This window comes from Pseudomonas sp. HP_14 (genome assembly GCF_055283875.1).
Genome location: NZ_JBTOQI010000027.1, coordinates 1 through 23,858, shown reverse-complemented (window position 1 = coordinate 23,858; position 23,858 = coordinate 1). Strand labels below are relative to the sequence as shown.

At 58.6% G+C, this 23,858-nt stretch carries 21 protein-coding genes; all 21 read right to left on the bottom strand.

Annotated features, from left to right (window positions below; all coding sequences use genetic code 11):
* Nucleotides 1-58: 58 nt before the first annotated feature.
* The 21 genes from nuoN to ACYASS_RS17290 all read right to left on the bottom strand — a co-directional run bounded on the left by nuoN (nucleotide 59) and on the right by ACYASS_RS17290 (nucleotide 23,705).
* Nucleotides 59-1,522 carry an NADH-quinone oxidoreductase subunit NuoN gene (gene nuoN, locus ACYASS_RS17390; protein ID WP_463587026.1) on the bottom strand — a complete coding sequence of 488 codons (1,464 nt, stop codon included), beginning with the start codon at nucleotides 1,520-1,522 and terminating at the stop codon, nucleotides 59-61.
* Nucleotides 1,523-1,529: 7 nt separating this feature from the next.
* Nucleotides 1,530-3,062 (bottom strand): NADH-quinone oxidoreductase subunit M, encoded by a 1,533-nt coding sequence (gene nuoM / locus ACYASS_RS17385; protein WP_243248919.1) that lies wholly within the window; start codon nucleotides 3,060-3,062, stop codon nucleotides 1,530-1,532.
* 39 nt (nucleotides 3,063-3,101) lie between these two features.
* Complete coding sequence (gene nuoL / locus ACYASS_RS17380; RefSeq protein ID WP_463587025.1) at nucleotides 3,102-4,955, bottom strand: NADH-quinone oxidoreductase subunit L; 1,854 nt, start codon at nucleotides 4,953-4,955, stop codon at nucleotides 3,102-3,104.
* Nucleotides 4,952-5,260, bottom strand: coding sequence for an NADH-quinone oxidoreductase subunit NuoK (nuoK, locus tag ACYASS_RS17375; RefSeq protein ID WP_027899390.1), 309 nt, complete (start codon nucleotides 5,258-5,260; stop codon nucleotides 4,952-4,954). The genes nuoL and nuoK overlap by 4 nt, the downstream gene beginning before the upstream one ends.
* Nucleotides 5,257-5,766, bottom strand: coding sequence for an NADH-quinone oxidoreductase subunit J (nuoJ, locus tag ACYASS_RS17370; RefSeq protein WP_027899391.1), 510 nt, complete (start codon nucleotides 5,764-5,766; stop codon nucleotides 5,257-5,259). The genes nuoK and nuoJ overlap by 4 nt, the downstream gene beginning before the upstream one ends.
* 10 nt (nucleotides 5,767-5,776) lie before the next feature.
* Nucleotides 5,777-6,325, bottom strand: a complete 549-nt coding sequence (nuoI, locus tag ACYASS_RS17365) for an NADH-quinone oxidoreductase subunit NuoI (RefSeq protein ID WP_017123831.1) — start codon at nucleotides 6,323-6,325, stop codon at nucleotides 5,777-5,779.
* Nucleotides 6,326-6,336: 11 nt separating this feature from the next.
* Complete coding sequence (gene nuoH, locus ACYASS_RS17360) at nucleotides 6,337-7,344, bottom strand: NADH-quinone oxidoreductase subunit NuoH (protein ID WP_095097525.1); 1,008 nt, start codon at nucleotides 7,342-7,344, stop codon at nucleotides 6,337-6,339.
* Nucleotides 7,341-10,055 (bottom strand): NADH-quinone oxidoreductase subunit NuoG, encoded by a 2,715-nt coding sequence (gene nuoG / locus ACYASS_RS17355; protein WP_463587024.1) that lies wholly within the window; start codon nucleotides 10,053-10,055, stop codon nucleotides 7,341-7,343. Before nuoG ends, nuoH begins: the two co-directional genes overlap by 4 nt.
* A 132-nt stretch (nucleotides 10,056-10,187) precedes the next feature.
* On the bottom strand, nucleotides 10,188-11,543 hold the full coding sequence (gene nuoF, locus ACYASS_RS17350) for an NADH-quinone oxidoreductase subunit NuoF (protein ID WP_122709149.1): 1,356 nt from the start codon (nucleotides 11,541-11,543) through the stop codon (nucleotides 10,188-10,190).
* A complete protein-coding gene (gene nuoE, locus ACYASS_RS17345; protein ID WP_027899395.1) occupies nucleotides 11,540-12,037 on the bottom strand; it encodes an NADH-quinone oxidoreductase subunit NuoE in 498 nt (165 codons plus the stop codon). Before nuoE ends, nuoF begins: the two co-directional genes overlap by 4 nt.
* A gap of 8 nt (nucleotides 12,038-12,045) precedes the next feature.
* Complete coding sequence (gene nuoC / locus ACYASS_RS17340) at nucleotides 12,046-13,827, bottom strand: NADH-quinone oxidoreductase subunit C/D (RefSeq protein ID WP_087265297.1); 1,782 nt, start codon at nucleotides 13,825-13,827, stop codon at nucleotides 12,046-12,048.
* A gap of 72 nt (nucleotides 13,828-13,899) precedes the next feature.
* Nucleotides 13,900-14,574, bottom strand: a complete 675-nt coding sequence (locus tag ACYASS_RS17335) for a NuoB/complex I 20 kDa subunit family protein (RefSeq protein ID WP_027899397.1) — start codon at nucleotides 14,572-14,574, stop codon at nucleotides 13,900-13,902.
* Between the two features lie 10 nt (nucleotides 14,575-14,584).
* A complete protein-coding gene (locus tag ACYASS_RS17330) occupies nucleotides 14,585-14,998 on the bottom strand; it encodes an NADH-quinone oxidoreductase subunit A (RefSeq protein WP_027899398.1) in 414 nt (137 codons plus the stop codon).
* A 529-nt stretch (nucleotides 14,999-15,527) separates the two neighbouring features.
* Entirely contained in the window at nucleotides 15,528-16,853 is a 1,326-nt protein-coding gene (gene aceA, locus ACYASS_RS17325; protein ID WP_027899399.1) for an isocitrate lyase, read from the bottom strand.
* A 518-nt stretch (nucleotides 16,854-17,371) separates the two neighbouring features.
* Nucleotides 17,372-18,112, bottom strand: a complete 741-nt coding sequence (locus ACYASS_RS17320) for a secretin N-terminal domain-containing protein (protein WP_463587023.1) — start codon at nucleotides 18,110-18,112, stop codon at nucleotides 17,372-17,374.
* 165 nt (nucleotides 18,113-18,277) lie between these two features.
* The gene (locus ACYASS_RS17315; RefSeq protein WP_463587022.1) at nucleotides 18,278-18,703 is read right to left on the bottom strand and encodes a GNAT family N-acetyltransferase; all 426 of its coding nucleotides are present in this window, start codon (nucleotides 18,701-18,703) and stop codon (nucleotides 18,278-18,280) included.
* Nucleotides 18,696-19,862 carry a ribosomal protein uL16 3-hydroxylase gene (locus ACYASS_RS17310; protein ID WP_087265257.1) on the bottom strand — a complete coding sequence of 389 codons (1,167 nt, stop codon included), beginning with the start codon at nucleotides 19,860-19,862 and terminating at the stop codon, nucleotides 18,696-18,698. Before ACYASS_RS17310 ends, ACYASS_RS17315 begins: the two co-directional genes overlap by 8 nt.
* Nucleotides 19,863-19,946: 84 nt before the next feature.
* Nucleotides 19,947-21,317 carry an adenylosuccinate lyase gene (purB, locus tag ACYASS_RS17305; RefSeq protein ID WP_243248927.1) on the bottom strand — a complete coding sequence of 457 codons (1,371 nt, stop codon included), beginning with the start codon at nucleotides 21,315-21,317 and terminating at the stop codon, nucleotides 19,947-19,949.
* A 130-nt stretch (nucleotides 21,318-21,447) separates the two neighbouring features.
* Nucleotides 21,448-22,068, bottom strand: coding sequence for a high frequency lysogenization protein HflD (gene hflD / locus ACYASS_RS17300; protein WP_243248928.1), 621 nt, complete (start codon nucleotides 22,066-22,068; stop codon nucleotides 21,448-21,450).
* Nucleotides 22,068-23,198, bottom strand: coding sequence for a tRNA 2-thiouridine(34) synthase MnmA (gene mnmA / locus ACYASS_RS17295; RefSeq protein WP_463587021.1), 1,131 nt, complete (start codon nucleotides 23,196-23,198; stop codon nucleotides 22,068-22,070). Before mnmA ends, hflD begins: the two co-directional genes overlap by 1 nt.
* Nucleotides 23,199-23,258: 60 nt before the next feature.
* Nucleotides 23,259-23,705, bottom strand: coding sequence for an NUDIX hydrolase (locus ACYASS_RS17290; RefSeq protein WP_463587020.1), 447 nt, complete (start codon nucleotides 23,703-23,705; stop codon nucleotides 23,259-23,261).
* Nucleotides 23,706-23,858 lie beyond the last annotated feature (153 nt).

Here is a 23,858-nt window from a genome sequence, read left to right as displayed (position 1 = left end):
AAAAAAACCTGCTCAACTGAGCAGGTTTTTTTATGCGTCGTGCCTGATCCTTGAGAGATCAGCCCATCAGACCTGCATGCTGGACCAGATCCAGCAGCGGCTGCGGATAGACACCCAGTACGAAGGTCAGAATGGCAATCGCCAACAGCATCACGCCGCCGGTACGTTGCGCCCAGTTGAAGGCCGCATCGTGGCGTGGCAGTTTGGAGTCCACCAGATACAGGGTGACCATCACGCGCAGGTAATAGAACACGCCGATGGCGCTACCGATGATCAGTGCACCGATCAACCACCATAGCTTCGACTCGACACCGGTCGCGATGATGTAGAACTTACCGATGAAGCCAGCGGTCAGCGGGATACCCGCCAGGGACAGCATCATCAGGGTCATTACCGCTGTCAGGTACGGACGACGCCAGAACAGACCGCGGTATTCGAACATCGCATCGGTATCACGGCCGCTGTATGGCGACGACATCATGGTGATTACACCGAAGCTGCCCAGGCTCGTCAGCACATAGGTGGCCAGATACACGCCAATAGCCTCAACCGCCATGCCTTTGCTCGCCACCAAGGCGATCATCAGGTAGCCGAAGTGCGCGATGGATGAATAACCCAGCAGACGCTTCAAGTTGTTCTGCATCAGCGCCAGCAGGTTGCCGACGATGATCGACGCCACGGCGATGACCGCCAGTACGTCATTCAGAACACCGCTGCTGGCAGCTGGGGAAATCTGGAACAGACGCACCAGCACTGCGAACACAGCAACCTTGCTGGCAGTGGCCAGGAAAGCCGCTACCGGGGCCGGGGCACCCTCGTACACGTCTGGCGTCCACAGGTGAAACGGCACCAGCGACAGTTTGAATGCCAGACCCACCAGCATCATGCCCAGACCCAGACTTGCGATTGGGCTCGGCAGACCGCTTGCGGCGAGTGCCTTGCCGATACCTTCGAAGCCCAGCGTGCCAGCTTCGGCATACAGCAGCGCCATGCCGAACAGCAGGAAGGCTGAACCGGCTGCCGAGAGCACCATGTACTTGATACCGGCTTCCAACGAGCGCTTGTTGAAGAACGCATAGGCAACCAGACCGTAGACCGGCACCGACAGTAACTCCAGACCGATGAACAGGCCTGCCAGATGCTGAGCGCTGACCAGTACCAGACCGCCAGCTGCCGCCAGCAGGATCAGCAGGTAAAGCTCTTCACGATTGCCAGGGTAGCCAGCTTTACCGTCGCCGAGATAGGCGTGAGCCATGGTCACGCAAGCCAGGGTCGACGCCAGGATCAGCGCCATGTACAGGCAAGCGAAGCTGTCGATCTGCAGCAGCGGCGTCACTACCAGTGGAGCGACTTTCAATGCCGGGTAGATCGACAGCAGGGCCAGGTTAAGCCCCGCCACGCTGAGCAGGAAGGTTTGCGAGTGATTGCGGCGCCATGCGATTGCCAGCATCACCACAACAATGGTGAGGCTGGTAATCAGCAGTGGGGCAAGCGCAATAAAATGTTGAATCGTCAGGTCCATAGCGCTCTTACCGGGCCGAAGCGAGTTGAGTGAAGGCGGTGCCGAGCCATTGCTGCACGCCGTGCATGGTCGCTGCCGACGTATCGAGGAACGGCTGCGGGTAAACCCCGAGCAGTACCAGCAACACGGCCAGGCCGAGCACCATGATCATTTCCCGTCCGTCCATGCCCTTGAGAGGCTCGTCGGATTTGGCCGGACCGAAGTAGGCGCGGTGGATCATGATCAGCGAATAGACAGAGCCAAACACCAGACCGGACGTGGCAATTGCGGTGATCCATGGCGCACTGACAAAGCTGCCCAGCAGGATCAGGAACTCACCCACAAAGTTACCGGTACCTGGCAGACCCAGAGAAGCCGCCGCGAAGAACAGGCTGATCGCTGGCAGGTAGGCGATGCGCGACCACAAACCACCCATTTCACGCATGTCACGTGTATGCAGGCGCTCGTACAACTGGCCGCTGAGGATAAACAGCGCAGCAGCCGACAGACCGTGAGCGATCATCTGGATCACGACGCCTTGCAGCGCTTGCTGGCTGCCGGAGTAGATACCAATCAGCACGAAGCCCATGTGCGAGACACTGGAGTAAGCGATCAGACGCTTGATGTCGGTCTGCGCGAACGCCAGGAATGCCCCGTAGAAAATACCGATCAGGCCCAGAATCATTGCAATAGGCGCGAACTCTGCCGATGCGTTCGGGAACATCGGTAGAGCGAAACGCAGCAGGCCATAAGCAGCGGTTTTCAACAGGATACCGGCCAGATCGACCGAGCCTGCTGTTGGCGCCTGGGCGTGAGCATCCGGCAGCCAGGAGTGGAAGGGCACGACTGGCAGCTTCACCGCGAAGGCAATAAAGAAGCCCAGCATCAGTATGTATTCGGTGCCCGGTGCCAGTTGGGTCTTCAGCAGCGTGGCGTAATCGAACGTGATCACTCCAGTCTGATTGAAGTTGACCAGAACCAGACCGAGGATCGCCACCAACATGATCAAGCCGCTGGCCTGAGTGAAGATGAAGAACTTGGTCGCGGCGTAGATTCGTGTCTTCTTGCCGTCCGCCGAGCTGTGGCCCCAGAGCGCGATGAGGAAATACATCGGCACCAGCATCATTTCCCAGAAGAAGAAGAACATGAACAGGTCGATGGCCAGGAACACCCCAATCACGCCACCGAGGATCCACATCAGGTTGAGGTGGAAGAAACCAACGTTACGCTGGATTTCTTTCCACGAACACAACACCGACAGCACACCGAGCAGGCCGGTCAGCAGGATCATCAGCAACGAAAGACCATCGAGAGCCAGGTGGACGCTGATGCCGAAGCGGGCAATCCACAAGTGCTTGAATTCGATGGCCCAGGTTGGGTCGACGCCAGGCGCTGGTGCGTAACTGTAGTTGCCAGTACTCCACAACCAGAGGCCCAGGGCCAGTTCGAGGGACATGGTCAGCAGCGCGATCCAGCGCGGCAGGGTAGGGCCGAAGCGCTCACCTTGCCAGCACAGCAGGCCACCGATAAAGGGGATCAGGATTAGCCAAGGCAGAATCATGACGGGCTCAATTCCTTTCGCAAATTCGCAAGGTTCATGTCAGACCGCAATCACAACGACGGCGCCGAGTACCAGCACGGCACCTACAGCGATCGAAGCGGCATACCAGCGCAGTTGACCGGTTTCGGTACGGGTCATGCTGCCATGACCTGCCTTGACCAGACGTGGGATCAAACCAATGGTGTGGTCCAGCGGGTCGCTACGCAGCAACTGGCAGATAGCCAGATACGGCTTGACGAACAGCTTGTCGTACACCCAATCGAAGCCCCATGCAGCGAACCACCAGGCTGACAGGAAACGACCCGGAGCGCTGTTGGCTATGGAGGTCACCAAGCGGCGCTTGCCCAGGAACAGCAAGGCAGCCAGCAGGATACCGGCCAGAGCGATAGCCCCCGACGCGATTTCCAGGCTGTGCTTGGCATCGCCACCGGCGTGACCGACGCTTTGCGGCAGTACACCCGCCAACGGTGGAGTGATCAGCGCGCCAACGAAGGTCGACAGCACGATCAGCACGCTCAATGGCAACCAGTGGGCGATACCGTGACCGGCGTGCGCTTCAGTCTTGGCTTCACCGTGGAAGGTGATGAAGATCAGGCGGAAGGTGTACAGCGAAGTCATGAACGCGCCGACCAGACCTGCGTACAGCAGACCGTTGTTGCCGCTGGCGAAAGCCTCCCAAAGAATTTCGTCCTTGGAGTAGAAGCCCGCCGTCAGCAACGGCAAGGCCGCAAGGGCTGAGCCGCCGACGATGAAGCTGGCGTAGGCCAGTGGCAGTTTCTTCCACAGCCCGCCCATCTTGAAGATGTTCTGCTCGTGGTGGCAGGCAACGATCACCGCACCGGATGCGAGGAACAGCAGCGCCTTGAAGAACGCGTGAGTCATCAGGTGGAAGATCGCGCCTTCCCAGGCGCCTACGCCCAGCGCCAGGAACATGTAGCCAATCTGGCTCATGGTCGAATAGGCGAGGATACGTTTGATGTCGGTCTGTACCAGTGCCGCGAAACCTGCCAGAACCAGTGTCACGCCGCCGACGATGCCTACCAGGTGCAGGATGTCCGGCGCCAGGGCGAACAGGCCGTGAGTACGGGCGATCAGGTAAACACCTGCGGTCACCATGGTTGCGGCGTGGATCAGTGCCGAAACCGGAGTAGGACCGGCCATCGCATCCGCCAGCCAGGTTTGCAGTGGCAGTTGCGCGGATTTACCCACAGCACCACCGAGCAGCAGCAGGGTAGCCAGTACGATCCAGAAGTCGCCGACCTTGAAATGCTCCGGCGCACGCACCAGCAATTCCTGGACGTTCAACGTGCCCAGTTGCTGGAACAGGATGAACAGGCCGATGGCCATGAACACGTCGCCGATACGGGTCACGATGAAGGCTTTGAGTGCCGCGTTACCGTTGTTGCGGTTGCTGTAGTAGAAGCCGATCAACAGGTAACTGCACAGACCTACACCTTCCCAACCGAAGTACAGGAATAACAGGTTATCGCCGAGGATCAGGAAAAGCATGCTGGCGATGAACAGGTTGGTGTACGCGAAGAAGCGCGAGTAACCGGCTTCGCCACGCATGTACCAGGAAGCGAACAGGTGGATCAGGAAGCCGACGCCGACCACTACGCCGAGCATCGTCACGGACAGGCCGTCGAGATACAGTGCGAAGTTGGGTTCGAAACCGTCCACGGCCATCCAGCGCCACAACACCTGGGTGTAGTGACCGCCTTCAGGCGGCGCAACGTTGAACTGCCAGATAACCCACGCAGTAACGATGGCTGACAGGCCGATAGAGCCGACGCCGATCAGTGCCGCGAGGTTTTCCGAGATGCGCCCACGGGAGAACGACAGCAGCAGAAAACCGATCAGGGGAAATACGAAAGTCAGAAAGAGTAGGTTCATCCGCGCATCTCGCTGGCAGCGTCGATATCGAGAGTGTGGAAGCGGCGATACAGCTGCATCAGGATCGCCAGGCCAATACTGGCCTCGGCAGCAGCGAGGGTGATCACCAGGATGAACATCACTTGTCCATCCGGCTGAGCCCAGCGGCTACCGGCAACGACGAACGCCAGAGCTGATGCGTTCATCATGATCTCCAGGCTCATCAACACAAAAAGAATGTTACGGCGCACTATCAGACCGACCAGGCCGAGAACGAACAGGACCCCGGCAACCGCCAGACCGTGCTCCAGAGGGATAGCATTCATTGGCTTGGCTCCTTCGCTTCGTTGCGGCCCAGATGGAATGCCGTCACCGCTGCCGCCAGCAATAGCATCGAGGCCAGCTCGACGACCAGCAGGTAAGGCCCGAACAGGCTGATGCCGACTGCCTTGGCGTCGACGGTGGTGTGACCGATAGCGGCGCCTGTCTGGTTGGCGAACAGCACGTACAGCAGTTCAGCCAACAACAGGGCGCCCAGAATCACCGGGCCGACCCAGATACCGGGTGTGAGCCAGGTGCGTTCCTGCTGAACCGAGGCCGGGCCCAGGTTGAGCATCATCACCACGAAAACGAACAGGACCATGATTGCGCCCGCGTAAGCGATGACTTCCAGAACCCCGGCGAACGGAGCGCCAAGGCTGAAAAAAGTCATCGCCACGGCGATCAGCGAAATGATCAGGTAGAGCAGGGCGTGCACCGGGTTGGTGTTAGTGATCACCCGAAGGGTGGACACTACAGCGATGCCGGATGCGAAATAGAAAGCGAATTCCATCTTTACTTCCTTAAGGCAGCAAGCTCTTGACGTTGATCGGTTCGGCTTCGTTCTGTGCAGAGCCCTTGGGCTTGCCAGCGACGGCCATACCGGCGACGCGATAGAAGTTGTAGTCAGGGTTCTTGCCGGGGCCGGAGATCAGTAGATCTTCTTTCTCGTAAACCAGATCCTGACGTTTGAACTCGGCCATTTCGAAATCCGGTGTCAGCTGGATTGCGGTGGTCGGGCAGGCTTCTTCGCACAGGCCGCAGAAAATGCAACGCGAGAAGTTGATGCGGAAGAACTCTGGATACCAACGGCCGTCATCGGTTTCGGCTTTCTGCAGCGAGATGCAGCCGACCGGGCAAGCCACGGCGCACAGGTTGCAGGCTACGCAGCGCTCTTCACCATCAGGGTCGCGAGTCAGCACGATACGACCGCGATAGCGCGGTGGCAGATACACAGCCTCTTCCGGGTATTGCAGGGTGTCGCGTTTGCGGAAGCCGTGACCGAATACCATCACCAGGCTTCGCAGTTGGGTACCAGTACCCTTAACGATGTCGCCAATATATTTGAACATGGGTCAAATCCTCACTGAACCGAGCCGGCTGGTGTGTTCAACAGCACAACCGCAGCAGTCACCAGCAAATTGATCAGGGTCAGCGGCAGACAGAATTTCCAGCTGAAATCCATGACCTGGTCATAGCGTGGGCGCGGAATGGATGCACGCAGCAGGATGAACAGCATGATGAAGAATGCAGTCTTGATGGCGAACCAGAAGAACGACAGCGAAGGCAGGATATCGAACGGACCGTGCCAGCCACCGAAGAACAGCGTCACCAGCAGTGCCGAGATCAGAATGATGCCGATGTATTCGCCAACGAAGAACATGCCCCACTTCATGCCTGCATATTCAATGTGGTAGCCGTCAGCCAGTTCCTGCTCCGCTTCCGGCTGGTCGAACGGGTGACGGTGAGTCACGGCGACGCCAGCAATGAAGAAGGTACAGAAGCCAAAGAACTGCGGAATGATGAACCACAGGTTCTGCGCCTGATACTCCACGATGTCGCGCATGTTGAACGAGCCAACCTGCACCACGATGCCCATCAACGCCAGGCCCATGAACACTTCGTAGGACACGGTTTGTGCTGAAGCACGCAGCGCACCAAGCAGGGCGAACTTGTTGTTACTCGACCAACCGGCAAACAGAACGGCGTAAACCGACAGCCCGGCCATGGCGAAGAAGAACAGCAGACCGATGTTCAGATCCGCCACGCCCCAGCTTGGGGTGATCGGGATAATCGAGAACGCGATCAGCAGGGCGCTCATGGCAACTACCGGGGCCAGGGTGAAGATCACCTTGTCGGCAAACGGCGGGGTCCAGTCTTCCTTGAAGAACATTTTCAGCATGTCGGCAGCAATCTGGAACATGCCGAAAGGGCCAACGCGGTTTGGACCATAACGGTCCTGCCACCAGCCCAACAGGCGACGTTCCACAAAGCTCAGCAGTGCGCCGCAGACCACAACAGCCAGCAGCACAACGATAGCCTTGACGACCGCAATGATCGCGTCGATCACATCAGGGGTGAACCAACTCATTGCGCTGCCTCCTGCAGACCGTCAACGGACTTGCCGAAAATCGCCGGCGGAATACCGGCCAGACCGGCAGGCAACGCCACCAGACCTGCGCCCAGCTCTTCGTTGATGCGCAGCGGCAGACGCAAGGTCTGACCAGCGACATTCAAGGACAGCAAAGCACCATCGTTGACGCCCAGGCGATCGGCTTCTGATTTGGCCAAAGCAACGTAAGGAGCAGGAATGCGCTCTTGCACCGGTGCGGCTTTCGACGAGTTCTCTTCGCTGCCGAACAGGTGATAGAACGGCACCACTTGCCAGGTCCCTTGAGCAGGGGAGAAGGCGCGAGGCGCGCTGGTGAACCAGCTCAAGTTATCGCCTTGGGTTTCGATCAGACGAGTGCCCGGATCACCTGCACGCAAGTGACCGCCGACTTCGTCCTGGAACTTGTTCCACGCTTGTGGCGAGTTCCAGCCCGGTGACCAGGCAAATGGTACTTGCTGACGTGGTTCAACCGAACCCGAGTAACCTTCCATAGAGAAGGAGAACGCGGTGTCGTTGTCCTGGGAGGTACGCGGTTCATGCACGCTGATGTTGGCGCGCATGGCTGTACGGCCGCTGTAGCGCAGTGGTTCGCGAGCCAGCTTCAAGCCTTTGATACGGAACGCAGCCGACGGCGCGGCGTTGACGATGGCGGCCAATTGCGGAGTGCTTGCCGCGCAGGCAGCCGTCACGTGGTCGAGCAACGTCCAGTCTACCGGCTTGTTCAGCAGGGTGGAGCGCAGGGCGTGCAGCCAGCGCCAGCCTTCGTGAACCAGAATGCTGGAGTCCAGATAAGTCGGGTCGAACACCTGGAAGAAGCGCTGGGCACGGCCTTCCTGGCTGACCAGCGTACCGTCGCCCTCAGCAAAACTGGCAGCAGGCAGCACCAGATGAGCACGATCACCGGTCGGGGTTTTCTGATGATCAGCCACGATCACGACTTTCGCCGCGCTCAGGGCTGCATCGACCTTGGCAGCATCGGTGCGGGTGTACAGATCGTTTTCCAGCACGACAATGGCGTCGGCCTTGCCGTCGATTACTGCTTGCAGCGCGGCATCGACAGAGTCGCCACCCAGCAGGGCTAGGCCCATGCTGTTGGCTTCCGGCACGATCAGGCTGATGGAGCCTGCCTTCTCGCGCAGCTTCAGCGCTTTGGCAATGTTGGCCGCGGCTTCGATCAGCGCTTTGGAACCCAGCGAAGTACCGGCGATGATCAGTGGGCGCTTGGCGGCCAGCAGGGCATCGGCAATACGTTGTGCCAATTCCAGAGCTTCAGGCTCAAGGCCTTCAACGGCGGGCGCACTGGCATCCAGCGCATGAGCGACCGCGAAACCGATACGCGCCAGATCGTCCGGTGCTGCGTGAACGCATTCTTCAGCAACGTCATCCAGCTTGGTTTCAGCCAGACTGGCGATAAACAGTGGGTTCAGCTCGTGCTGACCGATGTTCTTCACTGCCGCGTCGAGCCAAGGCTGGACTTTCATCGCCGCAGCCATGTCTTCGGCTTTGCCTTTCACCGCTTGGCGCAGACCCAGAGCCAGACGAGCAGCGGTTTGGGTCAAGTCTTCGCCAAGGACAAAAATAGCGTCGTGGTCTTCGATGTCACGCAGGGTCGGGATCGGCAGCGGGCTGTCTTTCAGCACTTGGGCGACCAGACGGATGCGCTCCAGCTCGGAAGCTTCAATACCCGAATAGAAGTGCTCGGCACCCACCAGCTCGCGCAGGGCGTAGTTGCTTTCCAGGCTGGCGCGAGGCGAACCGATACCGACGATGTTGCGACCGCGCAGCAGATCAGCCGCGTTATCCAGGGCCTGATCCAGGCTCAGTTTGCTGCCGTCGGCCAGATGTGGCTGACGTGGACGGTCTTCGCGGTTGACGTAGCCGTAGCCGAAACGGCCGCGGTCACACAGGAAGTACTGGTTGACCGAACCGTTGTAGCGATTCTCGATACGGCGGATTTCACCGTAGCGCTCGCCCGGGCTGATGTTGCAACCGCTTGAGCAGCCATGGCAGATACTCGGCGAGAACTGCATGTCCCACTTACGGTTGTAACGCTCGGAGTGAGTCTTGTCGGTGAACACACCGGTCGGGCAGACCTCGGTGAGGTTGCCGGAGAACTCGCTTTCCAGAACGCCGTCTTCAACGCGACCAAAGTACACGTTGTCGTGGGCGCCGAACACACCGAGGTCAGTGCCGCCCGCATAATCTTTATAGAAACGTACGCAACGGTAGCAGGCGATGCAGCGGTTCATCTCGTGAGCGATGAACGGGCCGAGTTCCTGGTTCTGGTGGGTGCGTTTAGTGAAGCGATAACGGCGCTCGTTGTGGCCAGTCATCACGGTCATGTCTTGCAGGTGGCAGTGACCGCCTTCCTCACAGACCGGGCAGTCGTGGGGGTGGTTGGTCATCAGCCATTCGACGACACTGGCCCGGAAGGCCTTGGATTCGTCATCTTCGATGGAAATCCAGGTGTTATCGGTGGCTGGAGTCATGCAGGACATGACGATACGACCACGGGTGTCGTTCTCGTCCGTGTACTGCTTGACCGCACATTGGCGACAGGCGCCAACGCTGCCGAGGGCGGGGTGCCAGCAGAAATACGGGATGTCGAGGCCTAGCGACAGACATGCCTGTAACAGGTTGTCTGCCCCATCGACTTCGAGCGCTTTGCCGTCTACGTGGATAGTGGCCATGGTTCAAAGGTCTTCGTTGGCCCGGTGTCAGCGGGCGTGGCTAATGGAATCTTGTTATTCGCGCGACTCTAAACAGCCTTCAGGGCGTCATCACGCGATGGACCGGAGGCATTCCCCCGGCCTTGCAAACGGTTACGCGCCGACGATGATCGGCCTTGCCAGAGGCGGGACGGCTGCGCTGGTGGGCGCGATACCGGCCTCGAACTCCGGGCGGAAATATTTGATCGCACTGCCCAACGGCTCCACGGCACCCGGTGCGTGAGCACAGAAGGTCTTGCCCGGGCCAAGGAAGCCAACGAGTCCCAGCAGGGTTTCGATATCACCCGCCTGGCCGACGCCTTTTTCCAGGGCGCGCAGAATCTTCACGCTCCAGGGCAAACCGTCACGGCAGGGGGTACAGAAACCGCAGGATTCCTGAGCGAAGAACTCTTCCATGTTGCGCAGCAGCGAGACCATGTTGACCTTGTCGTCAACGGCCATGGCCAGCCCTGTACCCATCCGCGTACCGACCTTGGCGATGCCGCCGGCATACATTTGCGCTTCGAGGTGTTCCGGCAACAGGAAGCCGGTACCGGCGCCGCCTGGCTGCCAGCACTTGAGCTTGTAACCGTCGCGCATGCCGCCTGCGTAGTCTTCGAACAACTCACGGGCCTGTACGCCGAAAGGCAGTTCCCACAGGCCAGGGTTTTTCACCTTGCCGGAGAAACCCATCAGCTTGGTGCCGTGGTCTTCGCTGCCTTCGCGGGCGATGGATTTATACCAGTCGTTGCCGTTGCCAACGATGGCGGGCACGTTGCACAGGGTTTCGACGTTGTTCACGCACGTCGGCTTGCCCCACACACCAACGGCGGCCGGGAAGGGCGGCTTGGAGCGCGGGTTGGCGCGACGGCCTTCCAGGGAGTTGATCAGTGCGGTTTCTTCACCGCAGATGTAACGCCCGGCGCCGGTGTGAACGAACAGCTCGAAATCAAAGCCGGTGCCCAGAATGTTCTTGCCCAGCAGACCGGCTGCCTTGGCTTCTGCCACGGCACGATTGAGGTGCTTGGCCGCAGTGACGTATTCGCCGCGCAGGAAGATGTAACCGCGATAGGCTTTCAGCGCACGAGCACTGATCAGCATGCCTTCCACCAATAGGTGTGGCAGCTGCTCCATCAGCATCCGGTCTTTCCAGGTGTTGGGCTCCATTTCATCCGCGTTGCACAGCAGGTAGCGGATGTTCATGGATTCGTCTTTGGGCATCAGGCCCCACTTCACGCCAGTGGGGAAGCCCGCGCCGCCGCGACCTTTAAGGCCGGAGTCTTTGACTGACTGGACGATGTCGTCAGGCGATTGCTGGGTGAGCGCCTTGCGCGCCGCCGCATAACCGTCTTTGGCCTGATATTCGTCGAGCCAGACCGGCTCGCCGTCGTCACGCAGACGCCAGGTCAGCGGGTGGGTTTCTGCCGTGCGCGCAATGCGGTTGGCAGGGCCGAAGGAAGTGATGGTCATGGGTAACCCTCCAGCATCTTGGCCACAGTGCCGGGTTGCACGTCGCCAAAGGTGTCATCGTCGACCATCACGGCCGGGGCTTTGTCGCAGTTGCCCAGGCAGCAGACCGGCAGCAGGGTGAAACGCCCGTCGGCCGTAGTCTGGCCAGGAGCGATGCCCAGCGAATTCTGGATCTCTTCGACAACCGATTCGTGACCGGCGATGAAACAGACCATGCTGTTGCAGACGCGAATAATGTGTCGGCCAACCGGCTGGCGGAAGATTTGGCTGTAGAACGTCGCCACACCTTCAACGTCACTGGCAGGGATGCCGATCAGTTCGCCAATGGCGTAGATCGCGCCGTCCGGCACCCAGCCTCGTTCCTTCTGGACGATCTTCAGGGCTTCGATGGACGCCGCGCGCGGGTCTTCATAGTGATGCAACTCGTGCTCAATGGCCGAGCGCTCGGTTTCGCTGAGGGCGAAACGGTCTGTCTGGATAAGCGTGCTGTTCATGCTCATGCTTAGCGGTCCACGTCGGCCATAACGAAATCGATACTACCCAGGTACGCAATCAAGTCCGCGACCATGCTGCCTTTGATCACCGAAGGGATCTGTTGCAGATGCGGGAAGCTTGGGGTGCGGATCCGGGTACGGTAGCTCATGGTGCCGCCGTCGCTCGTCAGGTAATAACTGTTGATGCCCTTGGTCGCTTCGATCATCTGGAAGGATTCGTTGGCCGGCATGACCGGGCCCCACGAAACTTGCAGGAAGTGCGTGATCAAGGTCTCGATGTGCTGCAGCGTGCGCTCTTTCGGCGGCGGCGTGGTCAGCGGGTGATCCGCTTTGTACGGGCCTTCCGGCATGTTGCGCATGCACTGGTCGATGATCTTGATGCTCTGGCGCATCTCTTCTACGCGAACCATGCAGCGGTCGTAGGCGTCACCATTGGCCGCCAGCGGCACTTCAAACTCGAAGTTCTCGTAGCCGGAGTAAGGGCGCGCTTTACGCAGGTCGAAATCGCAACCGGTAGAACGCAGGCCTGCACCGGTGACACCCCATTCGAGGGCCTCTTTGGTGTTATAGGCAGCGACACCGATGGTCCGACCTTTCAGGATGCTGTTTTGCAGAGCCGCTTTGGTGTATTCGTCGAGACGCTTCGGCAGCCAGTCAACGAAATCCTTGACCAGTTTTTCCCAACCGCGTGGCAGGTCGTGAGCAACGCCGCCGATGCGATACCAGGCCGGGTGCAGACGGAAACCGGTGATGGCTTCGATCACGGTGTAGGCCCGCTGACGGTCGGTGAAGGTGAAGAACACCGGGGTCATGGCGCCAACGTCCTGAATGTAAGTACCCAGGAACAGCAAGTGGCTGGTGATCCGGAAGAACTCCGCCATCATGATTCGGATGGTGTCGACTTTCTCAGGCACCTTGATGCCAGCCAGTTTCTCGACTGAGAGCACGTACGGCAGGTTGTTCATCACGCCGCCCAGATAATCGATCCGGTCGGTGTACGGAATGAAGCTGTGCCACGACTGACGCTCGGCCATTTTCTCGGCACCACGGTGGTGGTAACCAATGTCCGGAACGCAATCGACGATCTCTTCACCGTCCAGTTGCAGAATGATACGGAACGCACCGTGAGCCGAAGGGTGGTTCGGGCCCAGGTTGAGGAACATGTAGTCCTCGTTGGTCCCGGAGCGCTTCATGCCCCAGTCTTCCGGATTAAAGCGCGCGGCTTCTTCTTCCAGTTGCTGCTTGGCCAGGGTCAGGCTGAACGGATCGAACTCGGTGGCACGGGCCGGGAAGTCCTTGCGCAGCGGGTGACCTTCCCAGGTCGGCGGCATCATGATGCGGCTCAGGTGCGGGTGACCGCGGAAGTCGATACCGAACATGTCCCAGACTTCACGCTCGTACCAGTTGGCGTTGGGCCAGATGCTGGTCACGGACGGCAGGCTGAGGTCGCTTTCGGACAGCGCTACCTTGATCATCACGTCGCTGTTACGTTCGATCGACAGCAAGTGGTAGAACACGCTGAAGTCAGCACCCGGCAAGCCATGGCGCTTGGTACGCAGACGTTCGTCCACGCCATGCAGGTCATAAAGCATGACGTAAGGTTTTGGCAACTGACGCAGGAAGGTCAGCACCTCAATCAGGCGCGCACGCTCGACCCACAGCACAGGCATGCCAGTGCGGGTCGATTGAGCGGTGAACGCTTCGGCGCCAAAACGGTTGTTCAATTCTACGACGACGTCTTGGTCGTCTGCCTTGTAAGGCGGGATGTACAGAGCACTGCCTGTAGTCATGGTTTTTTATCGCTTTCGGTCAACGTAAAGAATGAAGCCAGCTATTCGTTCTTTAAAAGGAACAGTTCTGGATCAGACTTCGTCGGGGCTGCGCAGATTGGTGACTGCGATTCGCTGTTCGCGGCGCTGTTCCTTTTGCGACGGCATCTCGGCGCGATACACGCCTTGGTCACCGACGACCCAGGAAAGAGGGCGACGCTCCTGGCCGATGGATTCCTGCAACAGCATCAAGCCTTGCAGAAACGCTTCGGGGCGGGGCGGGCAGCCGGGCACATAGACATCCACAGGAAGGAACTTGTCCACGCCCTGAACCACGGAATAAATGTCGTACATACCACCGGAGTTGGCACACGAACCCATGGAAATAACCCATTTAGGTTCGAGCATTTGCTCGTAGAGACGCTGAATGATCGGCGCCATCTTGATGAAGCAAGTACCGGCAATAACCATGAAATCCGCCTGACGCGGCGATGCCCGGATAACTTCGGCGCCGAAGCGGGCGATGTCATGGGGCGCCGTGAAGGCGGTTGTCATTTCCACATAGCAGCACGACAAGCCGAAGTTGTAAGGCCACAGGGAGTTTTTACGCCCCCAGTTGACCGCACCACTCAGCACGTCTTCCAGCTTGCCCATGTAGATGTTTTTGTGGACTTGATCTTCTAGCGGGTCGGAAACAGTTTCCCGTTTGCCGATTGGATACTCGTCATTCGGAGCATCCGGGTCGATCCTGGTGAGATTGTATTGCATCGCCAAAGCCTCATTGTTTTAGCTTCGCTTGCCGATTACGGCGACCTTCAGGAGCCCAATCCAGCGCTCCAACCCGCCATAGGTAGACAAGACCTGCCAACAGAATTGCTATGAAAACGAGTGCTTCGACGAATCCGGTCCAGCCGCTTTCGCGGACGGACACAGACCAGGCAAAGAGATAGAGGGCTTCAATGTCGAAGATCACGAAGAGCATCGCGACCAGATAGAATTTTGCCGAGAGGCGAAGACGGGCGCTGCCGGTAGGCAACATGCCGGATTCAAACGGTTCGTTTTTGCTGCGGCCCCAGGCTTTACTGCCCAGCAGGCTGGAAACACCGAGCATGAAGGCGCACAGGCCGACTACACCCAAAAGGAAAATGGCGAAGCCCCAGTTGTGGGCAATCAAACCTGTCGATTCGGACATGCTGGCATTCCTTGACAGAGATCAATGGTCTCTGAGCTTGAAAATAGTATATGCAGCGACGATATGTCGCAGCGAAATCAATTTCGGTGATTTTATGTGCAAAAACAGGGCAAGTAAATTTTCTATATCAAATTAATTTGTGCAATTAATCACTTACGGGCCGCAGTTGAGGGCTTGGAGCAGGCGGGGCGGGGGTTGGCGGGGTTTAACCTAATTATGTTTCGTTCTAAAAAGTTACGGAAGAAGGACTGTTTTCTAAATGATAATAAGTATCATTTGTTGTTGGTTGTGGTTAAGTGGGTTATTTTGCGAATTAGTTAAGAATTTCAGCTAATACCTAAGTCGTAGGCGTTCTGCTTTCGCTTTGCCAAGTCGGGTCTTGCAGCGACCAGAATGATGTCATCGCGAGCAAGCTCACTCCTACAGTTTGAAATGCGGTTAACTGTAGGAGTGAGCTTGCTCGCGATGGCGATGTGTCAGGCGAAACAGACCGCCCAATGCAGACGGTCTGTAGTGGAATCAGCAGCCATCAATGAAACTGCTCTTCCTCCGTAGAGCCCGTCAGCGCCGTCACCGAAGACACTCCACCCTGAATCACGGTGGTCACGTCATCGAAGTAGCCGGTGCCCACTTCCTGCTGGTGCGCGACAAAGGTGTAACCCTTGGCGGCATCGGCGAATTCCTGCTCCTGCAGTTTCACGTAGGCCGTCATGTCGTTGCGGGCATAGTCGTGCGCCAGGTTGAACATGCTGTGCCACATGTTGTGAATGCCCGCCAGGGTGATGAACTGATGCTTGTAACCCATGGCCGACAGCTCGCGCTGGAATTTCGCGATGGTCGCGTCGTCCAGGTTCTTCTTCCAGTTGAAGGAGGGCGAGCAGTTGTACGAGAGCAACTGATCCGGGTATTCCTTCTTGATTGCTTCAGCAAAGCGGCGCGCTTCGTCCAGATCCGGCTTGGCGGTTTCGCACCAGATCAGATCGGCGTAAGGCGCATAGGCCAGGCCGCGGGCGATGGCTTGATCCAGTCCGGCGCGGACTTTGTAGAAGCCTTCGTGCGTGCGGGTGCCGGTTACGAACGGTTTGTCATACGGATCGCAGTCAGAGGTCAGCAGGTCAGCTGCGTTGGCGTCGGTACGTGCCAGAATAATCGTCGGTACACCGGCAACGTCCGCCGCGAGCCGAGCGGCTACCAGTTTTTGTACCGCTTCCTGGGTGGGGACCAGAACCTTGCCGCCCATGTGGCCGCATTTCTTGACCGATGCCAGTTGGTCCTCAAAGTGGACGCCAGCGGCACCCGCTTCGATCATGCTTTTCATGAGTTCATAGGCGTTGAGTACGCCGCCAAAACCGGCCTCGGCATCCGCTACGATGGGTGCGAAGTAATCGATGTAGCCTTCGTCGCCCGGACCTTTCCCGGCTTTCCACTGAATCTGGTCGGCGCGGCGGAAAGAATTATTGATGCGCTTGACCACGGTCGGTACGGAGTCCACCGGGTACAGCGATTGATCGGGGTACATCGATTCGGCCGAGTTATTGTCGGCGGCTACCTGCCAGCCAGACAGATAAATCGCCTGAATGCCGGCCTTGACCTGTTGTACCGCCTGACCGCCGGTGAGGGCGCCCATGCAGTTGACGAAGTCTTTATCAGGACGGAAGGAAGGCTTGGCACCTTGAGTGACCAGATTCCAGAGCTTCTCCGCGCCATTTCTGGCGAATGTGTGTTCAGGTTGAACCGAGCCACGCAGGCGGACGACGTCAGCGGCGGAATACGTACGGGTCACATTTTTCCAGCGCGGATTTTCAGCCCAGTCTTTTTCGAGAGCTGCTATTTGTTGTTCGCGTGTCAGTGCCATGAGCGAAACCCCTTTCACATAGGTTTTGTTGGAATGTCCTGCTCCGCCAAAACGCCCCGGATATCGAAGGCACATGGATGGCTGCTCGCTGATCAGATGTCTGGTTATGAGCCTGATTTGCGCGGTGGCGGTGAAAGGAGGTCGTTCGAGGCGGGAAGAGCGAGTTCAAGGCGTAGCTGTGGCGTGCAGTCGGGCACTCAAGAGCCTGTTGCGTCACCTGGCAGCTTTGCCGATGGACCGTAATACGCTTCCGTCCCTCAGGACAACTTCGTTCCAGTCGCAACCTCGTCAAACTGCCTTGTGGGCGATACAGACACGAATCGGCTCGTAGGATTTGAGCGCGATCCGAAGGCTCTTTTCAGGGCCTCTGATTAGCGGGAGCGAGGCAATCATGCCTCGCCATTTTTGACCCGTCAAACGTTTTGTAGTGCTTTTTTGTTGTCACTACATTTTGGCTCTGTCGCGACCAATCAGTCAGTTAAAGGCCCTTTGGTACCCGATTTTGCTGGAGCCTTTGTTCAGTCGAGGGTTTGCACCATTACGCGCAATGTCATGTCTTCTCGACCCTGAGTCGAATACTGCTGCGTATTGCCTTGGCGGTCGGCAACTGACTGATCGCTCACGCCCGCCAGGGTGATCCATTCACCCAGGCGCCCGCTGACCTGGCTGTCGGTACTTTGCACCTTGAAGGTGTCGGACCGTTCCTGGCTTACGCGATCGCGGTTGGTGCTGATATTCAGGTGCACGATGTCACCGGTCACGCTAGCGGTGACGTAAAAACCCTGAGTCACATTGCGATATTCGGTGTTGCTCTGGGCATAGCCGTAACTGTCGGTCCGTGATGTGGTAACGGGCACGCTCTGGCCCACCTGAATCAACGCTGGCGTGCCTTCGCTGGCTTGCACTTGTTGCACGCCACCCTCGCGGCTAGTGGTGCCGTAACTTATTACCCGGCTCTGATTGACGCCATTGCTGCTACGTGACGCGCTATCGCTGGTATCGACGCTAATCAGCAAGCGTTTGGCAGCCACATCAAGTTGCGAGATCAACGCACGCAGTTCTTCGATCTTGCGCGGCTCGGCGTTGACGATCAGTTGGTTGTTGTAGGCGCTGACTGAGCCGTCTGGACCCAGAAAAGATTTGGCGACTGGCAGCAGGTCATCGCTTGTTCTGTAATTGAGCGGTACCACTTCGGTAGCGGCCATGGCAGAAACACTACATATCAGCAGCAGTGAAGTGAGCAGGGGGCGCAGGAACATGAGTCTGATCTCCTGGAACGGCTAAATATGAGCTGAGTTTGCCAGTTTGTCGGCTTGCGGGAGCACAAGTTGAACAGGAGGCGTATGCGGATAGCAAAACGCCCTGCCCGCCTGTACCAGCATAGTCATGCTGAAACAGGCGGGCAGGGCGTTGAGTCAGGCGGTTCAGCCCGAGTGGCGCGTCATGTTCACATGGGGCAGGCCTGCCTCAAGAAACTCTTCGCTGACCACGGTAAAGCCAAAGCGCTGGTAGAACTCGACGGCCTGGACCTGGCCGCTGAGATTCTGCTGCTTGAGGTCGCGTCGCTCGGCTTCGTCGATGACTGCGCTGAGCAGCGCTTCGCCGACTTTCATGCCACGCCAGTCCTTGAGTACTGACAACCGACCGATTTCACCGTCCGGCAGCAGGCGGGCTGTGCCTATCGCAAAGTCCCCCTCCAGCGCGAGGAAGTGAATGGCTTCGCTGTCTTCAGCGTCCCATTCCAGTTCTGGCGGCACTGACTGTTCGGCAACAAATACGGCATCGCGTACGCGACGGATATCGGCATTGTCTTTGTGCCAGTCAGCGACACGCACGTTGGTTCTATTCATCGGCAAACCCCAGGCTTCCTTGTTTTACCAGCTCACAGAGCAGGTTGCGTCCTTCTTCATCGGCCAACCATTGGCCGAGGTTGTCACTGTGCAGGGCATCGGCGGCGCAGATCATTTTCAGCAGTTCGCGCAGGCTACCCGGCAGCAGACGGCTTTGACCACTGGCGAACAGTAGCAGGTCGTCGTCGACTTCGGACCATGCCAGGCGCGCGCTTGGGTTACGAATGAGAACTGCGCCCTGTTCCAGGCTGCTCAGCAGGTCTTCTTCTTCCAGTTCCGGACCTGTCACCAGTTCCGGATAGCGCGGCTCGGTCATGAACTGGCCGAACCAGGTCAGCAGCAGGCGCTCGTCGCCCATGTGTTCAGCCAGCAAGGCTTTCAGGCGGTCCAGAGCGTCGTGCTGGATCTGATGAGGGTCATTGGCCGGTTGTGCATCTGCATCCGTGTAGCGCTCTTCATCAGGGGTGAACTGGCTGAGGAAGTCGGTGAAGTGGGTCAGCACTTCGGCAGCGCTCGGGGCGCGGAAGCCGACCGAGTACGTCAGACAGTCATCAACGGCGACGCCGCAGTGGGCGAGACGCGGCGGTAGGTAAAGCATATCGCCCGGTTCCAGCGTCCATTCTTCAGTCATCTGGAAGTCAGACAGGATGCGCAGGTCAGCATGTTGCAGCAGAGGACTGTCCGAATCGCACATCTGACCGATCTGCCAGTGGCGCTTGCCGTGACCTTGCAGCAAGAACACGTCGTAGTTATCAAAGTGCGGGCCGACACCGCCGCCAGGTGCTGCGTAACTGACCATGACGTCGTCAATGCGCCAGCTCGGCAGGAAGCGGAAGTTTTCCAGCAGTTCGCCGACTTCCGGCACGAACTGGTCAACCGCCTGGACCAGCAGCGTCCAGTCTTTTTCCGGCAGCTTGCTGAATTCGTCTTCAGCGAACGGGCCTCGACGCAGCTCCCATGGGCGCTCGCCGTTCTCGATGACCAATCGCGATTCGACTTCTTCTTCCAGGGCCAGGCCAGCCAGCTCGTCAGGATCGATCGGGCTCTGAAAGTCCGGCAGGGCCTGACGGATCAGGAGTGGCTTTTTCTGCCAGTAGTCACGCAAGAAAACGCGCGCGCTGATGCCGCCCAGAAGTTGAAGAGGAATATCAGGATTCATGTGTAACCTATTGAAAGTTTGTCTTTTCGAGACTGCAATAAAAACGCCCGGCATCGCCGGGCGTGTGCAATGGTTTTTCGCAGATCAGATGCGCTTGGCTTGAGCAACCGCATTGCCGATGTAATTGGCCGGGGTGAGTTTGTTCAACTCGGCCTTGGCCTCGGCAGGCATGTCCAGCGTGTCGATGAACGTCTGCAGCGCTTCAGGGCTGATGCCCTTGCCGCGCGTCAGTTCTTTCAGCTTCTCGTATGGGTTTTCGATGTTGTAGCGACGCATGACGGTCTGGATCGGCTCTGCCAGGACTTCCCAGCAAGCGTCCAGATCAGCGGCGATTTTCTGCTCGTTGAGTTCCAGCTTGCTGATGCCTTTGAGAGTGGCTTCGTAGGCAATAACGCTGTGAGCGAAGCCAACGCCCAAGTTACGCAGCACGGTGGAATCGGTCAGGTCACGCTGCCAGCGGGAGATCGGCAGCTTGCTCGCCAGATGCTGGAACAGTGCGTTAGCGATACCCAGGTTGCCTTCGGAGTTTTCGAAGTCGATCGGGTTGACCTTGTGCGGCATGGTCGACGAACCGATTTCGCCTGCGATTGTGCGCTGCTTGAAATAACCCAGGGAAATGTAGCCCCAGATATCACGGTCGAAGTCGATCAGGATGGTGTTGAAACGCGCAATGGCGTCGAACAGCTCGGCGATGTAATCGTGCGGCTCGATCTGCGTGGTGTAAGGGTTGAAGCCCAGACCCAGCTCGTCTTCGATGAAGGCGCGAGCGTTGGCTTCCCAGTCGATGGACGGGTAGGCCGAGATATGTGCGTTGTAGTTGCCCACTGCACCGTTGATTTTGCCAAGCAGTGGCACTGCAGCGATCTGGGCGATCTGACGCTCCAGACGATACACCACGTTGGCCAGCTCTTTACCCAGAGTGGTCGGCGAAGCCGGCTGACCGTGAGTGCGCGACAGCATTGGAACGTCGGCGAAGCGGATAGCCAGCTCGCGGATCGAATCAGCGATCTTGCGCATCAGGGGCAGCATCACGTTGTCGCGGCCTTCGCGCAGCATCAGTGCGTGGGACAGGTTGTTGATGTCCTCGCTGGTGCAGGCGAAGTGGATGAACTCACTGACCTTGTCCAGCTCAGGCAGCTTGGCAGCCTGTTCCTTGAGCAGGTATTCCACGGCTTTGACGTCGTGGTTGGTGGTGCGCTCGATTTCCTTCACGCGCTCGGCGTGAGTCACCGAGAAGTCTTCCGCCAAGGTATTGAGAATGGCGTTGGCTTCGGCGGAAAACGCCGGAACTTCAGTGATTTCAGGGTGCGCGGCCAGACGCTGGAGCCAGCGTACTTCAACCATGACGCGAAAACGGATCAGGCCGTATTCGCTGAAAATTGGGCGCAAGGCCTCGGTTTTACCGGCGTAGCGGCCGTCAACAGGGGAAACCGCAGTGAGCGAAGAAAGCTGCATGGGGTGCTCTCGGACAGTCAGGCAACGAAAAGGGGCGCGTATCATACATTAAAACCAGGCCGGATCGGGGCGGTCTGACCAGCGTATGTCACGCGGTGTTTGTCAGCAGTGTCTGCAAATGTGTGGCGAATCAGCCATGCATCAGCGGGTACAGTTCTTTCAATAGCTTGCGGCGACTCACAACCAGCTGCCAGCGATGCCCGCCATTTTGCCGCCACAGGCGGGCAGAGCGAATACCGGCCAGCAGCAGGGCGCGGATTTTTGAAGCGTTGCTCGGCTGCTGCAGGTTGCGCATGTCGCCGTGCACCTGGATGCGCTGGCGTAGTGTGCTCAGCGTGTCTTGATACAGCGCGCCACAGGCCGCGATCACGTTTTCGTGGGCGATGCCGAAGTGTTCGACTTGAGACTGGATTTGCGGCAGGCGGTTGCCTACGGTTTCCAGCATGTCGTCGCGCTTGGCCAGTTGGCGTTCCAGGCCTAGCATCGACAAGGCATAGCGCAAGGGTTCGCGCTGCAATGTCGACGGGTCACGTTCCAGGGCGCTGGCCAGGGCGCGGTAGCCTTCACGCAGGTTCAGGTCGTCGCCGCCGTAAACGTCAAGCGTGTCCTTCGGGTCCTGCACCAGCAGGCTGCCGAGCATGCAGCCCAGGACTGCTTCGCTGCTTTGACCGGTCTTGGCGATCCGGTCTACCAGCACGGCGGCCTGAAACACGCCAGCCAGTGCGATCAGTTGCTCCTGAATCGGGGTCATCAACGCTTGTCCTTGCTGTGCCAGGCTTCGGCGATTTCTATCACGCCGCCGCCCAGGCAGATTTCACCGTCATAAAACACCACGGACTGACCAGGTGTGACGGCGCGTTGCGGTTCGTCGAAGGTGGCGCGATAGCCGTCGGCGGTCTGCTCCAGCGTGCAGAGCTGATCGCTTTGGCGGTAGCGCACTTTAGCCGTCAGGCGACGCGGCGTGCTCAGGTCGATCGGGTTCACCCAGTAGATCTGCGAAGCCACGAGGGCCCGGGAGAACAACCAGGGATGGTCGTTGCCTTGGCCCACGATCAGCTCGTTGTTCTCAAGGTCCTTGACCAGCACGTACCACGGGTCATCGCTGGCGTCTTTCAGGCCGCCAATGCCCAGGCCCTGGCGCTGGCCGATGGTGTGGTACATCAGACCGCTGTGGCGACCGATGACTTCGCCTTCGGTGGTCTTGATCTCGCCGGGTTGAGCGGGCAGATACTGGCGCAGAAAGTCAGTAAAGCGTCGCTCACCAATAAAGCAGATACCGGTGGAGTCTTTTTTCTTGGCCGTCGCCAGGCCGTGCTTCTCGGCAATCGCCCGCACTTCGGGCTTCTCCAGTTCACCAACCGGGAACAGGGTTCTGGCGATCTGATCGCCACCCACGGCATGCAGGAAGTAGCTCTGGTCTTTGTTCGGGTCCAGGCCCTTGAGCAGTTCGGTACGGTCATCGATATCGCGACGGCGTACATAGTGGCCGGTGGCAATCAGGTCGGCACCGAGCATCAGGGCGTAGTCGAGAAAGGCCTTGAACTTGATTTCACGGTTGCACAGGATGTCCGGGTTCGGCGTGCGCCCGGCTTTGTATTCAGCCAGGAAGTGCTCGAACACGTTGTCCCAGTATTCAGCAGCGAAGTTGGCGGTATGCAGTTTGATGCCGATCTTGTCGCACACGGCCTGGGCGTCGGCGAGGTCTTCGCGGGCGGTGCAGTATTCCGTTCCATCGTCTTCTTCCCAGTTCTTCATGAACAGGCCTTCCACCTGATAGCCCTGCTCCATGAGCAGAACGGCAGAAACCGAAGAGTCTACGCCGCCGGACATGCCGACGATGACGCGCTTCTGTGCAGTATCGGAAAGGGTTGAATCAGGCATAGGAATTCAATGGGTAGCTTCGAAAAGGACGCGATTCTAACAGGAGCGGGCGCGTGAGTCTCACGCCTTGTCGCGCAGCAGGTCGAGACTGAAGTGTTCGCCGTTCAGGTAATCGTCCACGCAGCGCAGCACCAGCTCGCTGCGCCAGCGGTCCTGCTGAGCAATGAGTTCGTCACGGGTCAGCCATTGCGGGCCGATAATGCCGTCATCCAGTTGATACTCTGGATTGTGTCGTAGCGGTTTGGCGGCAAAGCAGATGCGCTGATAGGTCACACCGTTGCTTGGCGCGGTGTAGAGATAGATGCCGATGACGCTGGTCAGTTCGACATCCCAGCCAGTCTCTTCAAGCGTTTCGCGCACGGCAGCGCGTTGCAGGGATTCATTCGGGTCGAGGTGGCCGGCCGGCTGGTTGAGCACGGCCTTGCCACCCTTGAGTTCTTCTACAAACAGGAATTTGCCTTGATCTTCGACGATCGTGGCGACGGTGACGTGGGCTTGCCAGTTCATGGGTGGTTGCTCCTCGGGTGGTGGAGTTGTAATGCTTTCCTGTAGGAGTGGGGGGGGGGGGGGGGGGGGGGGGGGGGGGGGGGGGGGGGGGGTGGGATGTGGGTCGGGGGGGGAGGGCGGGTGGGCGCCCCCGCGAGCGGGCGCGGGGGCGGG

Coding starts and splice junctions, on each gene's coding strand:
- ACYASS_RS17315 (WP_463587022.1), bottom strand. CDS start 18,703: ATGAATAGAACCAACGTGCGTGTCGCTGACTGGCACAAAGACAATGCC.
- nuoI (WP_017123831.1), bottom strand. CDS start 6,325: ATGTTCAAATATATTGGCGACATCGTTAAGGGTACTGGTACCCAACTG.
- nuoE (WP_027899395.1), bottom strand. CDS start 12,037: ATGAACAGCACGCTTATCCAGACAGACCGTTTCGCCCTCAGCGAAACC.
- ACYASS_RS17320 (WP_463587023.1), bottom strand. CDS start 18,112: ATGTTCCTGCGCCCCCTGCTCACTTCACTGCTGCTGATATGTAGTGTT.
- ACYASS_RS17290 (WP_463587020.1), bottom strand. CDS start 23,705: ATGAACTGGCAAGCCCACGTCACCGTCGCCACGATCGTCGAAGATCAA.
- nuoG (WP_463587024.1), bottom strand. CDS start 10,055: ATGGCCACTATCCACGTAGACGGCAAAGCGCTCGAAGTCGATGGGGCA.
- mnmA (WP_463587021.1), bottom strand. CDS start 23,198: ATGCCTGATTCAACCCTTTCCGATACTGCACAGAAGCGCGTCATCGTC.
- ACYASS_RS17330 (WP_027899398.1), bottom strand. CDS start 14,998: ATGTCCGAATCGACAGGTTTGATTGCCCACAACTGGGGCTTCGCCATT.
- nuoF (WP_122709149.1), bottom strand. CDS start 11,543: ATGACCATCACTTCCTTCGGCCCTGCCAACCGCATTGCGCGCACGGCA.
- ACYASS_RS17335 (WP_027899397.1), bottom strand. CDS start 14,574: ATGCAATACAATCTCACCAGGATCGACCCGGATGCTCCGAATGACGAG.
- nuoN (WP_463587026.1), bottom strand. CDS start 1,522: ATGGACCTGACGATTCAACATTTTATTGCGCTTGCCCCACTGCTGATT.
- nuoL (WP_463587025.1), bottom strand. CDS start 4,955: ATGAACCTACTCTTTCTGACTTTCGTATTTCCCCTGATCGGTTTTCTG.
- purB (WP_243248927.1), bottom strand. CDS start 21,317: ATGCAGCTTTCTTCGCTCACTGCGGTTTCCCCTGTTGACGGCCGCTAC.
- aceA (WP_027899399.1), bottom strand. CDS start 16,853: ATGGCACTGACACGCGAACAACAAATAGCAGCTCTCGAAAAAGACTGG.
- nuoH (WP_095097525.1), bottom strand. CDS start 7,344: ATGAGTTGGTTCACCCCTGATGTGATCGACGCGATCATTGCGGTCGTC.
- ACYASS_RS17310 (WP_087265257.1), bottom strand. CDS start 19,862: ATGAATCCTGATATTCCTCTTCAACTTCTGGGCGGCATCAGCGCGCGC.
- nuoC (WP_087265297.1), bottom strand. CDS start 13,827: ATGACTACAGGCAGTGCTCTGTACATCCCGCCTTACAAGGCAGACGAC.
- nuoK (WP_027899390.1), bottom strand. CDS start 5,260: ATGAATGCTATCCCTCTGGAGCACGGTCTGGCGGTTGCCGGGGTCCTG.
- nuoM (WP_243248919.1), bottom strand. CDS start 3,062: ATGATTCTGCCTTGGCTAATCCTGATCCCCTTTATCGGTGGCCTGCTG.
- hflD (WP_243248928.1), bottom strand. CDS start 22,068: ATGACCCCGATTCAGGAGCAACTGATCGCACTGGCTGGCGTGTTTCAG.
- nuoJ (WP_027899391.1), bottom strand. CDS start 5,766: ATGGAATTCGCTTTCTATTTCGCATCCGGCATCGCTGTAGTGTCCACC.